The organism is Mucilaginibacter frigoritolerans, from assembly GCF_007830615.1.
GTDB lineage: Bacteria > Bacteroidota > Bacteroidia > Sphingobacteriales > Sphingobacteriaceae > Mucilaginibacter > Mucilaginibacter frigoritolerans.
The window spans coordinates 68,044-82,508 of record NZ_VLLI01000010.1; the positions used below are offsets into that span (position 1 = coordinate 68,044).

At 38.7% G+C, this 14,465-nt stretch carries 15 protein-coding genes; 5 read left to right on the plus strand and 10 right to left on the minus strand.

Annotated features, from left to right (window positions below):
- Nucleotides 1-133: 133 nt before the first annotated feature.
- Nucleotides 134-712: a hypothetical protein gene (locus JN11_RS16565; RefSeq protein ID WP_144914352.1), complete on the plus strand. Its 579-nt coding sequence runs from the start codon at nt 134-136 to the stop codon at nt 710-712.
- A 167-nt stretch (nt 713-879) separates the two neighbouring features.
- Nucleotides 880-1,638: a DUF5131 family protein gene (locus JN11_RS16570; protein WP_144914354.1), complete on the plus strand. Its 759-nt coding sequence runs from the start codon at nt 880-882 to the stop codon at nt 1,636-1,638.
- 2 nt (nt 1,639-1,640) lie between these two features.
- Here the strand turns inward: JN11_RS16570 and tcmP are convergent, their stop codons facing one another.
- The 3 genes from tcmP to JN11_RS16585 all read right to left on the minus strand — a co-directional run bounded on the left by tcmP (nt 1,641) and on the right by JN11_RS16585 (nt 4,417).
- Nucleotides 1,641-2,468, minus strand: a complete 828-nt coding sequence (gene tcmP / locus JN11_RS16575) for a three-Cys-motif partner protein TcmP (RefSeq protein WP_144914356.1) — start codon at nt 2,466-2,468, stop codon at nt 1,641-1,643.
- 357 nt (nt 2,469-2,825) lie between these two features.
- A complete protein-coding gene (locus tag JN11_RS16580) occupies nt 2,826-3,419 on the minus strand; it encodes a Crp/Fnr family transcriptional regulator (RefSeq protein ID WP_144914357.1) in 594 nt (197 codons plus the stop codon).
- Between the two features lie 143 nt (nt 3,420-3,562).
- Nucleotides 3,563-4,417, minus strand: coding sequence for an alpha/beta hydrolase (locus JN11_RS16585; protein ID WP_211360806.1), 855 nt, complete (start codon nt 4,415-4,417; stop codon nt 3,563-3,565).
- 202 nt (nt 4,418-4,619) lie between these two features.
- Here JN11_RS16585 and JN11_RS16590 point away from each other — a divergent pair, with 202 nt between their 5' ends.
- The 3 genes from JN11_RS16590 (at nt 4,620) to JN11_RS16600 (ending at nt 7,849) form a co-directional block, all read left to right on the plus strand.
- Nucleotides 4,620-6,152 carry a CoA transferase gene (locus JN11_RS16590; protein ID WP_144914359.1) on the plus strand — a complete coding sequence of 511 codons (1,533 nt, stop codon included), beginning with the start codon at nt 4,620-4,622 and terminating at the stop codon, nt 6,150-6,152.
- A gap of 312 nt (nt 6,153-6,464) precedes the next feature.
- Complete coding sequence (gene arr, locus JN11_RS16595) at nt 6,465-6,911, plus strand: NAD(+)--rifampin ADP-ribosyltransferase (protein ID WP_144914360.1); 447 nt, start codon at nt 6,465-6,467, stop codon at nt 6,909-6,911.
- 134 nt (nt 6,912-7,045) lie between these two features.
- Nucleotides 7,046-7,849, plus strand: coding sequence for a M90 family metallopeptidase (locus tag JN11_RS16600; RefSeq protein WP_144914362.1), 804 nt, complete (start codon nt 7,046-7,048; stop codon nt 7,847-7,849).
- A 156-nt stretch (nt 7,850-8,005) separates the two neighbouring features.
- On the opposite strand, the gene JN11_RS16605 is transcribed toward JN11_RS16600, so the two are convergent.
- The 7 genes from JN11_RS16605 to JN11_RS16635 all read right to left on the minus strand — a co-directional run bounded on the left by JN11_RS16605 (nt 8,006) and on the right by JN11_RS16635 (nt 14,445).
- Nucleotides 8,006-8,239 (minus strand): hypothetical protein, encoded by a 234-nt coding sequence (locus JN11_RS16605; protein ID WP_144914364.1) that lies wholly within the window; start codon nt 8,237-8,239, stop codon nt 8,006-8,008.
- 352 nt (nt 8,240-8,591) lie between these two features.
- On the minus strand, nt 8,592-9,704 hold the full coding sequence (gene adhP, locus JN11_RS16610) for an alcohol dehydrogenase AdhP (RefSeq protein ID WP_246139039.1): 1,113 nt from the start codon (nt 9,702-9,704) through the stop codon (nt 8,592-8,594).
- A 299-nt stretch (nt 9,705-10,003) separates the two neighbouring features.
- The gene (locus tag JN11_RS16615; protein WP_144914365.1) at nt 10,004-10,465 is read right to left on the minus strand and encodes an RrF2 family transcriptional regulator; all 462 of its coding nucleotides are present in this window, start codon (nt 10,463-10,465) and stop codon (nt 10,004-10,006) included.
- Between the two features lie 124 nt (nt 10,466-10,589).
- Entirely contained in the window at nt 10,590-11,393 is an 804-nt protein-coding gene (metQ, locus tag JN11_RS16620; protein WP_144914367.1) for a methionine ABC transporter substrate-binding lipoprotein MetQ, read from the minus strand.
- 13 nt (nt 11,394-11,406) lie between these two features.
- Nucleotides 11,407-12,042: a methionine ABC transporter permease MetI gene (gene metI / locus JN11_RS16625; RefSeq protein WP_246139040.1), complete on the minus strand. Its 636-nt coding sequence runs from the start codon at nt 12,040-12,042 to the stop codon at nt 11,407-11,409.
- Between the two features lie 13 nt (nt 12,043-12,055).
- Nucleotides 12,056-13,087 (minus strand): methionine ABC transporter ATP-binding protein MetN, encoded by a 1,032-nt coding sequence (metN, locus tag JN11_RS16630; protein WP_144914370.1) that lies wholly within the window; start codon nt 13,085-13,087, stop codon nt 12,056-12,058.
- Between the two features lie 134 nt (nt 13,088-13,221).
- Complete coding sequence (locus JN11_RS16635; RefSeq protein WP_144914372.1) at nt 13,222-14,445, minus strand: peroxiredoxin family protein; 1,224 nt, start codon at nt 14,443-14,445, stop codon at nt 13,222-13,224.
- Nucleotides 14,446-14,465: the final 20 nt, after the last annotated feature.

The following is a 14,465-nucleotide window of genomic DNA, read 5'->3' on the forward strand; positions in this document are numbered from 1 at the left end:
TCAATGTGCATTTCAAACACACATTTCGTTATCATGGCAAGCGTGGACGTTTTGCTGGGCGGGATAAAATCGTTTTATAACTAAAAACTTTAATTAATTAATATTAAATTAGTAAAACCTAATCCTACTTATTATGACTGGCTTCCAAAAATTCATTAATAGCGTACTTAATTCATTTAGATCTGTAGGCCCTATTTATACCTGGGTAACCGTTTGGATCATTTTCGGCAATGTTTTAGGGTTATTTGTTATCAATCATTTTTCACCAACTGGTAATATTGATTTTGGACAAGTGGCCATATGGGCACTTGCTATTTTTTTATTGGGTGCCGTTATCGGAATACTTTTTGGCGTGCCTAAAAATGTTTCGTCGCCCGTAACTAATGTTGTTACCCAGATGAACGCCGGCACTCTAGAACAAGGAAATTCGTCCCTTAAGAGCAGTACTACAAACCTCACGGAAATTTCGGATTGGCTTACAAAAATCGTACTAGGTGCAGGGTTAGTCCAGTTAAAAGAGATGCCCCACTTTATATTGAAAGTTGCTGATAAAATGGCGTTGGGAGTATCCCTTAAATCAAGCTATTACTCAACAAGCTTATGTGCCGCCGTGATTATTTATTACCTCTGTTTCGGCCTGTTATGCGGCTATTTTGCGATGCGAACCATTTTTACCGAAATTTTCAATAGTCAGGAAGCGAAAGCACAATAGATATTTCGCTATAGATAATCTACAGACAATAGTGTAAATCTGTATTATTGTATCATTTAGCGCTTTTCTCAAAGGACAAGCAAAGAAATAAATTTTGAACCATTGCAAAAAAATATGGCAATGAACAAACCTCTTTGTTTTAACTAAAATATTTAGCAAATTAGCATATGGCTGAATCAACAATAGAATGGACTGAACTAACCTGGAATCCGGTTACTGGTTGTAAAAAAATCAGTCCAGGGTGTAAATTCTGCTATGCAGAAGTTATGTCAAGACGATTAAAGGCTATGGGCGTAGAAAAATATAAAAATGGTTTTAAGATCAAAACACATCCGGAATCATTAAATATACCATTCACATGGAAAAAACCTAAAGTGGTTTTTGTAAATTCTATGAGTGATTTATTTCATGATGAAATCTCTTTGGAATTTATAAAAGCAGTTTTTTCCGTAATGAATGCCACTCCACAACATACTTATCAGGTACTAACAAAAAGAGCTGACAGGTTGTTATTAATAGCTAATGAATTAAATTGGACATCAAATATATGGATGGGGGTTTCAATTGAAAATGAAAAATATGTTCAACGAGTTACCGAATTGAGTCAAACACCTGCTAAAACAAAGTTTCTATCGGTTGAGCCATTACTCGGTCATATCAAAAATATACCTTTGGATAAAATTAATTGGGTTATTGTAGGAGGAGAGTCTGGACATGGGGCAAGACCGGTTAAACATGAGTGGATTGAATCAGTAAGATTACAATGTGAAAATCATAATGTACCGTTTTTCTTCAAACAATGGGGCAAACCTAAATTTAATACGAATGCCAATGATCCTACGATTGACAAATTGCATCCACGACATGCAAAAGGTGGCTGCGAGCTTGACGGGAAAATTTATCGAGAATTGCCTATAATGGCATAATTTCATTTAAATTTTGGTTTAATTACGTCATTAGCAATCTTTATTGCTGTAGTATTATTGGTCGCCAGATAAAAATGGTACATCGGTGAATTTTTTGAGTTCCGCATTACAAAAGGTTGAGACACATATTTGAATATTGTATTAAGACGTTCTCGATACAACTTTGCGGCTTTTAAAATGGTATTATTTAAACGTTTTCCTCCTTCTAATTCTCCAAATAAATTAAGTGTATCGCTTGCATAAAAGTAACTCCTGATTTCACTTTCTGAAATTCCTAAAAATATCTGCAACCGAGCAACCCATGTATCATCGATATTTCCGTCTTTTTTTAAAAGTCTGGTGACCCCCATACCCAATGGCACTAATATCCACATATCAATACCCAAATCTTTTAATATTTCTAAAGATTCCCATTTAACCTGCATTCCTTTTGGATCAATAAAGGCTAAAACCCTAGTAAACTTGTTGGCAGGTTTACGTAAATAGTCGGCCATATCCTTTATCTTAACATTGCAATCTTCGGATTTTACGATAAACTTCCTTTGGGGATACCTTGACTTTATCAAGGTTTCTAGATTATCAGCATACTTTTTTTCAAGTTCAACAAAATAATATAGATTAAATGGTTTAGGTTCATCAATTGCCAAAATGCGCAACGCAGCGCCTTGAATAATAGCTTCTTTTTTTTCAATTTCACCAGAACCAGCAAAGCCATCAAAATAAATCAATTTAAACGGTTGGTTTTTCATTACCGTTAGATAGGCTTGCGTGTATGAGATTACTATTTCAATTTTTTGACTAGTCCAATCCCCGCCAAAGTTATTATTCATGATAAGTGGTTTAGAATTATAAAGGTATGTTACTTAAAGCCAATTTGAGAGGTTAATTAACATATCTTTAATATTAATTAAACTTCCTTATATTTCTTCCCGATTAAGTATCTTCCCTCCTCCCCAACTGCACTAAATTTAGCAACAGCATAACTTAGCACCAAATGCATCAAGCATACTGCTTGCGAAGGGTTTATTTTATTAATTTAATTTTATTGACAAAAGAATAATCGGCGAGCATGGGTACTTTGCCAAAAGACTGAACACTTTGTTAGTACAGACTACTTAAAAAATCTGACGTAAAGTTTAATGTTAAAGTTCGAGCCTATTATTAATAATAAATCAAACAGCCGCTGGTTATATTTTCCCAGTAAGCCTTTTTCTAATACGGCTTAATGACGGTGCTTGAATGCCCAAATAAGAAGAGATGTGGTATTGCTGTATGCTATTAAAAATATCCGGGTGATGTTTTATCAAATCAAGATAACGTTCTTCCGGTGTTTTAAAAAGAAAACTCTCTGTCCTATCTATCGCTACATTAAACGCTTCCTGCGCTAATAGCCTGCCAAAGCATTCCCATTTATGGGATTGTTTATATAAATTAAGCAAATCGGTTATACAAATGTAAATGACCGTGGCATCAGTCATCGCTTGCGTGTGATAATCACATGGCACTTGATTGATAAAACTTTTAAAGGTAACAACGAAGCCGTTTTTGGTGTATAGAAAAATATTTTTCTGATCATTAGTCTTTTCATCGATAATAAAAGATCGGAAAATACCACTGGTAACAAACCCTAAATTTTTGCAAACAGATTTATATTCATTATAATATTCACCTTTTTTATAAGTCTTACAACGCCAAAAACGTGACGATTGTTGGAAGTCATTTTCATCTAAACCTGCAAAGGCTTGTAAGGCATATTTTAGAATCGAAATTTCTGTCTTCATTTTTCAGTAATCGAATAGACAAACAAATATTTTTTCAAAGGCAAATCGAATATAGGTAGCTATACTCGATTAACCTTTTTAGGGTAATTAATCAAATCAAAAATTGTACTGTTTAGAATGTGCCAAAAGCACATTTGATGGCATTACTTATTTAGCCAATTATAGACATAACCGGCTACCTCTTGCCAATTAGGTTCGCCAACAATATAATGGCTCCTTCCTTTAAACTCTTTAAATGTAATTACACTACTAGTGTCTTTATATGCCTTGAAATTTTTCAAGTTTAAAGAGGGTGGTACAATATGGTCCTTCTCACCGGCAATTATAAGCAAGGGATTATGAGGTTTTTTTAAATCTATTTTTGCAAAGCTTTTTAACGTTCCTCTTGGAATACTTCTACTTTCCGGAACGGCAATTTCATCAAAAACTTTGTCAGACTCCGCTCGCGTCATGGTGTTGCAAAAAGCATAATAGAACCATTTTTGAGTAGGTATAAATACGGAATGGCCCTTGAGTGGGTTAATTGCAGGTAAATTAGCATTCCAAAAACTCCATTTTAAAGTTATAATTCCAACAGGAGCAGCTCCGTCAATACAAACACCTGCGGCTCCTTTATTCATAGAAATTAACTTTTGAACTACAAGCCCAGCCATGGAATGGCCGATGAGGATTGGCTTTTCGGGCAAGGAATCAATTAACTTAGCTATATTATTTACTACATCTTCAAAATTAACCTTTGCAAGTCTTGGGTCAATGTTCTTTCTAAGATCCGCCGGATTACCTTCATGATAAGGATTTGCAGGAGTATAACATTTATAGCCCTTTGCTTCAAAATAGGCCTTCCATGCCTCCCAACTTTCTGGATTAACGAACAGTCCATGAATAAATACAATAGTTTTAGATTTTATCATCTTCGTGTCTGGCTCTTGTGCTTGTGAAAAAACCCGATGAGACATAAAAAATAGTGACAGAGATAGAAATAGGAGTTTTAGTTTCATTTTGAGGATTGAATTAATTTCTGCAAATCTCACCTATTGGAATAACTAAAATGTTAACCGAAGTTAAGAACCACTATTTTTCTTCCTTTAATCCAACTCCATGGCCTTGTTTGTAGTAAAAAATGGGATTGAAAAACACGATCTTAACCCGGGTTAATCGATAATAAATATTGCTTTTGTTTTTTTGTGAAAAAAAATATTTATGGAAAATTCAGAAACAAGCAATACTGCGACTCATCAAAAACAGAAATTTTCAAGTATCAAGGAGGAGATTGAATTCCGTGTCGGCAACAGGATTACAACCGACGAAGAGTTTGATATTCATTCAGCATTACGGGAACTGCTCGAAAAATTTGGACTTAGCCCTGAAGACACCGGCGGAGATATTATCTTTGAAGGAAAAGATCCTATTGTACCCAGTACAATAAAGTTTGCATCGGCATCTGCACTGGGCCTTACCGCCAAGGCAGTGGCGATTGCAAAATTATGGAAATACAGAACAGGGGAATCGCAAGACATAAAAGTCGATCTGCGCAGGGTGATCCATCGCCTGTCTCCTTTTTTCCAGGGAAAATGGGAAAAACTCAACAGTTTCAGTCCGGGGTTTCCAACGGAAATATCCAGCCCTTTTTCACCGCATTTCTACAAAACCAAGGACGATCGTCATGTAATGCCACTGGATTTTTATAATCGCCTCAGAATTTCCACGCTGAAATTCCTGAATGTTCCTGAAGATAAAGATGCCATTGCTGGGGCTATCCTGAAATGGAATTCTGATGAACTGGAGGAAAAAGCTAATGCTGAAGGTTTGGTGCTAACAAAACTCAGATCCGTTCAGGAGTTTCTTGCCACAGCGCAGTTCGAAGTTCTAGAGAAGTTGTCCATCATACAGATTGAAAAAATCGGAGAAAGTGATCCTGTTCCATTCACATCCGATCCAAGCACACCGCTTGAAGGAATTCGGGCGCTTGGAATGGGCCATGTAATCGCTGGTGCAGGCACGGGACGCGGACTTGCACTACACGGTGCTGATGTGCTTAACATCTGGTCGCTAACGGATGTAGAAATGGAAAGTCTTTATGCAACTGCCGATGTAGGGATGCGCTCAGCAAAGCTTGATCTCAAGTCAATCGAGGGAAAAGCAACTATGGATGGTCTGATTAAAACCGCCGACATTTTTTTTGCTAATCGCCGCGTTGGCTATCTGGAAAAATATGGACTATCGGCAAATGATATGGCAAAGATCAGACCTGGTATTATCCACGCAACGGTGTCGCTATTCGGACAAGAAGGACCGTGGGCAAGCCATAGTGGCTTTGACGTATCGGCTGGTGTTGCTACGGGCATCATGGCGTTGGAGGGAACATTGGAAAATCCGCAGTTGCCGTCTATCATGGTTGTTGATGACTATCTGGTGGCGTGGCTGTTGACAACTGCCATTATTGCAACCCTGGTTCGCAGAGCTGAAGAAGGCGGCAGCTATAAAATCCATTGTTCATTATCACGAACTGTTTTGTGGATGTATCAGCTTGGTGTGTTCGATAAAGAATTCGCAACATCTATAGCGGGCAAGTCCCCCGGTCACGAATTTGTGGACCCTGAACTCTTCACCGCTGACACTCCAATGGGAAAATATCAGGGCTTAACGGAACAGGTATTCATGTCCAAAACGCCAGGACATTACAAGTATGCGCTGCTTCCCCGCGGAGCATCAGATCCGGTCTGGGAAAAATAGCATTATGTCAAGTAATCTACGCTAACCTTGACAAATCCGCAATTAGGTTCAAACATGAGGATGATAACCCATTAACCGGGTGATCATCCTCATTATATCAGTTGATAGTGACGTCATTTATCAGACGTTCTCAGTAAAAAACCCTATCGCTCCTTAACTGTACTAAGTTTAGCAACATCGTAACTTAGTCTTAAAGTGTAGCAAGCACCCCGCTTACAAAAAGAAATACATATATAAATAGGCTAAAGGAAACAGAGCTCAAATGTTAATAAAACTAAAAAGTTTATTTTTTTAAATTTAATTTTATCATCTATGGAAACAAACAAAAGCGAAAACAAACAAAATGAAGCTGCTCCGAGCACTTTTGCTCAGACCTTTTTCCACGGCACAAAGGCCGACCTAAAGCTTGGTGACTTTATAGAAATTGGTATTAACTCAAACTATGGGCAAAAAAATAAGGCGAAATATATTTATCTCACTGCTACGCTTGATGCCGCTATTTGGGGTGCAGAACTTGCTTTGGGCGAAGCGCGCGAAAGGATATATTTAGTAGAGCCAACAGGCCCTATTGAGGATGATCCTAATTTGACAGACAAAAAATTCCCGGGTAACCCTACAAAATCATATCGCTCAAAAGACCCATTCAAGGTTGTTGGTGAGATTGCCATCTGGCAGGGACACTCAGCAGAGCAAGTCAACGCAATGAAAGGTGGATTGGCAAAACTTAAGGGACAAGGTATTGAAGCAATAGAAGACTAAAACAGCTCTTCAACAAAACGTAGCAGGAGTAGAACTTATATGCAATATTTTAGTTGTACCATTTACATTAGCAGCAAATACAAAAAGTAATTTATCTCCCTTATTCAATTAACAATCTGACTTATTAAAACCATATGTATATTCTTATCGGCATAATCGTAATTATTGCACTGGGTTATCTCTTTTTTGCCAGGAAACAAAAAACCGTAATCCCCAATAACCTGGCCAACAGTATTTACCGCAATCTACTGAATGAACATGTAGATTATTATTCCAGGCTCAGCCCTGATGAAAAAACGAGATTTGAAAAGCTCCTTTCTGAATTTTTAGCTGATATAAATATTGAAGGGGTTGGAACCGAGGTTACCGATCTGGATAGTGTGCTTATTGCGTCGAGCGCTATTATCCCAATTTTTGGCTTGGGCAACTGGAAATATAAAAACCTTACAAATGTTATCCTTTACCCAGACACTTTTGATAAGGAGTTTCAGTTTGAAGGTGAGAACCGCAATATATTGGGAATGGTGGGATCGGGCTATATGAATGGCCAAATGCTCCTTTCACGTGCTGCATTGGATAAAGGCTTTTCCAAATCGTCAGGTAAAGAAAATACGGCTATTCATGAATTTGTTCATTTGCTGGATAAATCAGACGGCGCAACAGATGGTGTACCTGAAAACCTGATGGCACATCAATATGCTATCCCATGGCTCAGTATGATGCACCAGGAAATGCATAGGATTGAACAGGGAAAATCAGACATTAGTCCTTATGCCTTAACCAACGAGGCAGAATTTTTAGCAGTAGCTTCGGAGTATTTTTTTGAAAAGCCTGATAAATTCAAGCATATGCACCCGGCTTTATATGATCAGCTAAGCCTGATTTTTAACCAGGCCCCCTCAGATAGTACAGAGTTAAGTAATGCCATCAAATCCTGAAAAAAGCTCATCTAACTTACACCGCCAATTAGTCCGGGTACTTTCATTGTTTTTTTAATACAAGCATTTCGTTTCCTCCTTTTTGAAATTCATAAGGTACCTTTTTAACTTGCGTTTGAATTTCCGCAAATCAAAAAAAATCGCCCTGCTTTATTTTCAAAATAAGCCCAGTTCATCTTTGGATTTGTCGCTATAACCCCACTCCTTTCCTTCGGCTAATTCGGGATAATCATAACGATCGTCTTTAAGCACGATATATACCATTCCTAAAACAAGGAATGGCGACGCCAAAAACCATATGGTAGCACCTGGAGCATAGCCTACCACAACTAACAATATGTAAATTATTAAACATAATGTAGTTAAACCTACTGCTGACATTGCATTCATCACGTTGAAATTTAGTTTCAATTTATAACACCTTCACTAAAAAAAAGTTTTCATCCTCCTGAAGCTTTTGTCAAACTGATTTTTTCAATCAAAATATGATATTATAATTTGTGAGATAAAATCCCAATTTAATTATTCATAATGCAACAATGACTAAATAGGATTTTGATCTAAAAACAAAAGCCTGAAATAACTTAATTTTCAGGCTTTTATCTTTTTAAAATAGAATTTTGCAAAGAGGAGAATATTTAACTTAAACATGGATTCATTATACTCTACCTTCTTTAGCGGAGATTCTAATATCTACAATAAAAAGGTGGGAGACGGTTTGTTTGCTCCCCACCTGTACAACTTAGGGTTTAGCTATTTCGAGTACAATTCGGCCATCTATCTGGCCTTTTTTCATCTCGTCAAATACGGCATTAATATCCTCTAGTTTAGCCGGGATTACGGTAGCTTTTACTTTACCTTCAACAGCGAAAGCTATCGCTTCCTGCATATCCTTGCGTGTTCCTACTATAGATCCTCTCACAGTGTACCTGTTAAGCACTGTTTGAAATATTGGCAAATCAAAACTACCTTTTGGCAATCCATTAAGTGCAATAGTACCCTTACGGCGAAGAGCGGAAATGCCCTGTTGAAAAGCGATTGGCGAAACTGCGGTAACCAATACGCCATGCATGCCACCGGTTTTCTTTTTCAGGTATTCACCCGGATCTTGATTTCTTGCATTAACCACCAGCTCTGCACCTAACTTTTTAGCCAGTTTAAGTTTGTCGTCGGCAATGTCAATTGCAGCTACATGCATACCCATTGCTTTGGCATATTGCACAGCTAAGTGGCCCAAGCCACCGATGCCTGATATGGCTACCCATTCGCCCGGTTTAACCTCAGTTTCCTTTAATCCTTTATATACTGTTACCCCAGCACAAATAATCGGTGCCATTTCGGTGAAATTAATACCGGCCGGAAAGTGTGCAACATATCTTGGATCCGCCAATACATATTCGGCAAAACCGCCATCCACACTGTAACCGCCATTTTGTTGTGTATCGCATAATGTTTCCCAGCCGGTAATACAAAACTCACAGCAACCACAAGCACTCGCCAACCAGGGAACGCCAACAATATCACCTTCATTTACACCTGTAACCAACCGCCCTTTAGCTACCACATAACCCAGCGCTTCGTGGCCAGGAATCAGGGGTAATTGCGGCTTAACCGGCCAATCGCCATTAATGGCGTGCAAATCAGTGTGGCAAACACCACATGTAATAACCTTAACTAATATCTGGTTATCATTCGGTAACTTAACTTTTATCTCTTCAATCTGTAATGGCGCACCAAACTCGCGTATCACTGCCGCCTTCATGGTTTTAGGAATCGGTGTTCCTAACACAAAGCCTGATGTTGTTTGATTTGACTTGTTGCCCTTACTTACCGGGGCCTCTGCAATAGTTTCCATTTTGATTTTGGTTTTAATTTTTTTAAAGTTCCTCAATTCAAATTGGTCAGGTAATGATGCGCCACACTAAAAAAGGTGACACTTATCATATTGGTAAATATGTTAAAATCAGGATTTCTATTGGTTTGAAATCGGATATTCAAGGGGGGCAACAAGCACGCATGTTAATCGTTAATACCTCAAGCAACTATCTACATAATAAAAGGGATTCGCCCCAATATCATGCTGTAATTCAATATCTTAGTTGGATTTCATTTCTTACTCACCAATACCCTCAGCCTTTTTTTGACAGATTGATTTCAATCAACTTTAAAGTCCGCTATAACAGGATTATGATCAACCAATTGCTCATAATTAATCATATCCGAGATGCTTGTATTAGATAATATTTTAAGCTCTTCTTCGCGAATTTTAAGGTAAACCTTCCGTATGCTACATGTTGCCTCATCGAGGCATTCTTCGCAGTTATGATAGTGGTATGCACTGGCACAGGATACCCTTGCTATCGGCCCATCCATCAACCTCACTACACCAACCAGAATTATTTCTTCGGGCAATTTGTTTAATACATACCCTCCGTCTACACCCTTTTTACTAAATAAATAACCGGCGTTTCGCAGGTCTAATAATATTACTTCTAAATACTTCTTGGGGATTTTTTCCAGCTCAGAAATTTTTGAAACCGGCATTGGAGGTTTATCCAGATTTTTCGCCAGAAATATAAGTGCTTTTATAGCGTATTTTGCTTTTTTTGATAGCATAAGGTTTTAATTTTTTTAAGCCACCAAATAGCAGCGGAAGACACAACTTAGATTAATAATATTAACCAACAATAAGGCTTTTCAACATCCACAAAGATTGCGATATAAGCAGCAATATTTTTATTTACCAGCCTTTAATTGCGCCTCCTTTAAAGGCTTTTTCGGCAGCCGCTGCCACTTCTGGCGATTGATAGGATTTTACAAAATTCTTCACATTATCCTGATCTTTATTATCGTTTCTTGATACGATGATATTTACGTACGGCGACTTTTCATCCTCAATAAATATCCCATCACGTTTAGCAACCAAACCCGCCGGGCCTGCAAACGTATTATTGATGATAGCTATGGTTACCTTTTGGTCATCCAGTGCTCTTGGCAATTGAGGTGCTTCCAATTCTAATATTTTTAAACTTTTAGGATTGGCGACGATATCGTTTACAGTTGGTAATAAACCTACGCCGTCTTTTAGTTTTAGCAAGCCTGTTTTTTGCAACAGCAGTAATGATCTGCCACTGTTAGTAGGGTCATTGGGAATAATAATCGTACTTCCATCTTTCAAATCAGCAAGAGTTTTAATCTTTCTGGAATAACCCGCCAATGGATAAACAAAGGTATTGCCAAGTATGGCAAATTTATACCCACGTTGTTTGGCTTGTACATCCAGGTAAGGCTTGTTTTGGAACACATTTAAATCGATATCTCCCTGGTTTAAAGCCTCATTGGGCATTACATAATCGTTAAATTGTACCAGCTCTATATCCAACCCATATTTTTCTTTGGCTACTTTTTGTGCTGCCTGTGCCACTGTATATTCGGGCCCGGATTCAACACCAACTTTAATATGATTGGTGTTGTTTGGTTGAGCTTTTTTTCCACATGCTGCCAGTCCAATACACGTGACAGCGATCATTAACAAATTTTTCATTTTTTTTATATAATTATTTACGGTGGTCTACTTTTTTTGCAATAAATTCACCTGCTACCTGAATAATAAACACCAGTAATACTAAAAGAACAAGAACAGTATTCATAACCACTATATCATAACCCACATAGCCATACTGATAACCAATCTGTCCCAATCCACCTGCACCAACTGCGCCGCCCATTGCTGAATAGCCAACAAGCGTAATTAATGTAATTGATGCACTGCCAATAATAGAAGGTAATGCTTCGGGCAGCAATACTTTGAGCACAATCTGCAAAGGCGTTGCTCCCATTGACCGGGCCGCTTCAATTAAGCCGTTCGGAATCTCAATTAAACTATTTTCAACCATCCTTGCTATAAAGGGCGCAGCGCCTATACTTAATGGCACCAACGCTGCCTGAACGCCGATGGATGTGCCCACCAATGCCCTGGTAAATGGAATCATCCAAACAATTAAAATAATGAATGGGATGGAACGGAAAATATTAACCAGCATAGAAACAGTTCCATTTATCCAACGATTTTCAGACACTTGCCCTTTCCGGGTCATAAACAGCAATACGCCCGTAGGTAAACCTAAAAGGAAACCGAAAAAGCCGGATACAAAAGTCATTACAATGGTTTCCCATAAACCTTGCAGTATCATTATAAACATAGTGTTAGACATATCCAAGTACCTCCACCTCTATTTGTTTACTCCTATAATATTCAAGGGAGTTTTGCGTGTCTTTTTCGCTACCGGTTACTTCAATAAGCATTACGCCGTATTTCACTCCGCCGGTATAATCCATCTGCGCGCTAATGATGTTATTATCAACGTTAAATTTCCTGCTGGCCTCAGATAAAATGGTTGCCTCGGCCGAATGTCCGTTAAATTCCAGTTTGATAACAGGATGGCTATTCCCCGCAGGTGTAGGCGACACCCGCTGTTCATATTCAGCGGGCAGTGCCGCATGCAGGGATGATGCGATGAATTGTTTTGCTATGGCAGTTTCCGGATAGGCAAAAACTTCACTTACAGTGCCGCGTTCAATCAATCTCCCTTCGCTGATCACTGCTACCTCGTCGCAAATGGCCTTTACCACATTCATTTCGTGAGTAATGAGCAAAATGGTTATATGGAAACGCTGGTTGATGTCTTTTAACAGGTTAAGAATAGCGCGTGTTGTTGCCGGATCAAGGGCGCTGGTGGCCTCATCGCACAAAAGCACTTTAGGATTAGTTGCTAATGTTCTTGCAATGGCTACTCTTTGTTTTTGTCCGCCTGATAAATTTGAAGGATATTCATTTGCTTTGTCTGCAAGGCCAACTAATTCCAGTAATTCAGCAACCCGTTTTCTTATTTCATCCGCTGGGGTATTACTTAATTCAAGCGGAAACGCTACATTCCCTGCCACAGTACGTGATGATAATAAGTTAAAATGCTGAAAGATCATTCCTATTTCGCGCCTTGCTTTGGCAAGCGCAGCGGATGAAAGCTGGGTTAAATTTCGCCCGTCAATGAGTACATCTCCTGACGTTGGTCGCTCCAACAGGTTAACACAGCGAATTAAGGTACTTTTCCCGGCACCCGAAGCGCCAATTACCCCTAGTATTTTACCCTTAGGAACAACCAGCGAAACATTAGACAAGGCGCTGACCTTGCTGTTCTTTTTATAAAATGTTTTTGTAATATTTTTTAGTTCGATCATTGTTATCGTCATTTAAGCTGGAACAAGACCCGGGAATACCATAAAGAATTCCTGGCCGGCAGCTTTGAAGCAGCGTGCAATAAGGTGTGTTCCGATAAGCAAATAAGCGAATCAAAAATGGTGGTACCAGCTATTTATATCTTCAACAGGCTGTCCACTTCTTCATTAAATTCTTTAATAAATTGCTGATAATAAACTCCGGTTGCGGGCCCGGTGAAACCCGTATAAATTTTTGCAACATTCCCTTTTTTGTCTATAAATATAATTGTAGGGAAGGATAAAAATGCGTTTAACGACGGAAACGATTCAGCAACTGCTTTTTTATCAGCAAGGCCACCAAAAACTTCATCGTATTCAATTCCATATCTCTTCTTGAAATTCTCAATGGCATTTTTAACATATTCAGTATCAGCCTTGCGCTCAAAATGAACACCAATTGCGGCTACGCCACGGTTCTTATTCTTTTTATACCAGGGAGCCAGAAAGGCCGCCTCGTCAATACAGTTAGGGCACCATGTTCCGGTGATAGTTACAATAACCACTTTACCTTTATACTTATCATCCTTAAGCGATACCTTATTGCCGTTTACATCAGGTAAAGAGAAATCAAAACTGGTATAACCATCTTTCAGATAAGTCAGTTTATAAGGATCGGGTAGTGCAGCGCCGGCATTTTTCACTCCGGTAAATTGTGAGCCACCTGATGTTCCTGTTAGCTGTCCAGATGCATCAAAGGTGCCTGAATAGTAAGCAGGGCCGCCGCCGATAAATGAGGAAAGAAAAAACTGGTTTCCCTTTACAATCCCTTCAAGGTACCTCGAATCGCCGGTAATCCTCATGAAGGTGGCATACAGTTTATTACCTTTTTGCTTAAACAACCCTACCGCTTTCTCTTCTTTCCCGCTATTTGATTTGAAATCAATATCATAAGTACCTGAAATATCTGCTGAGGGCTTTTCTCCGCTATCGTCAAAACGGAAGGATTGGCCAAATACCGCATCAACCGGAATGGTTCTGCCGGAGTGGTCTTTTTTCCTGAAAGTACCAGTCAGTTTGTTATAACCAATGGCAAATGCCAATTCGTTGTCAAACTGGTCAAAAGGAACAAATAACGAATCGCCTTTTTGTGTTAACGCACTGGTTTCAAAACGCTCATCACCATTCAGTAAATATATTTTCCTGGTGGCAGCAGTTTTTCCATCCACCTCAAAATTAAAAGGAACATCGGTCCCATTGGTTAAATGGAACACCGCTCTCCATTTGCCTTCAGGAACTTTAGTTTGTGCCATGGCAGAAAAACTACCTATAAAAGAAAGACCCAGGATAAACCGGCTTATTAAACGTGCTATTTTATTCATTACTAAATTAAAAAATTGAA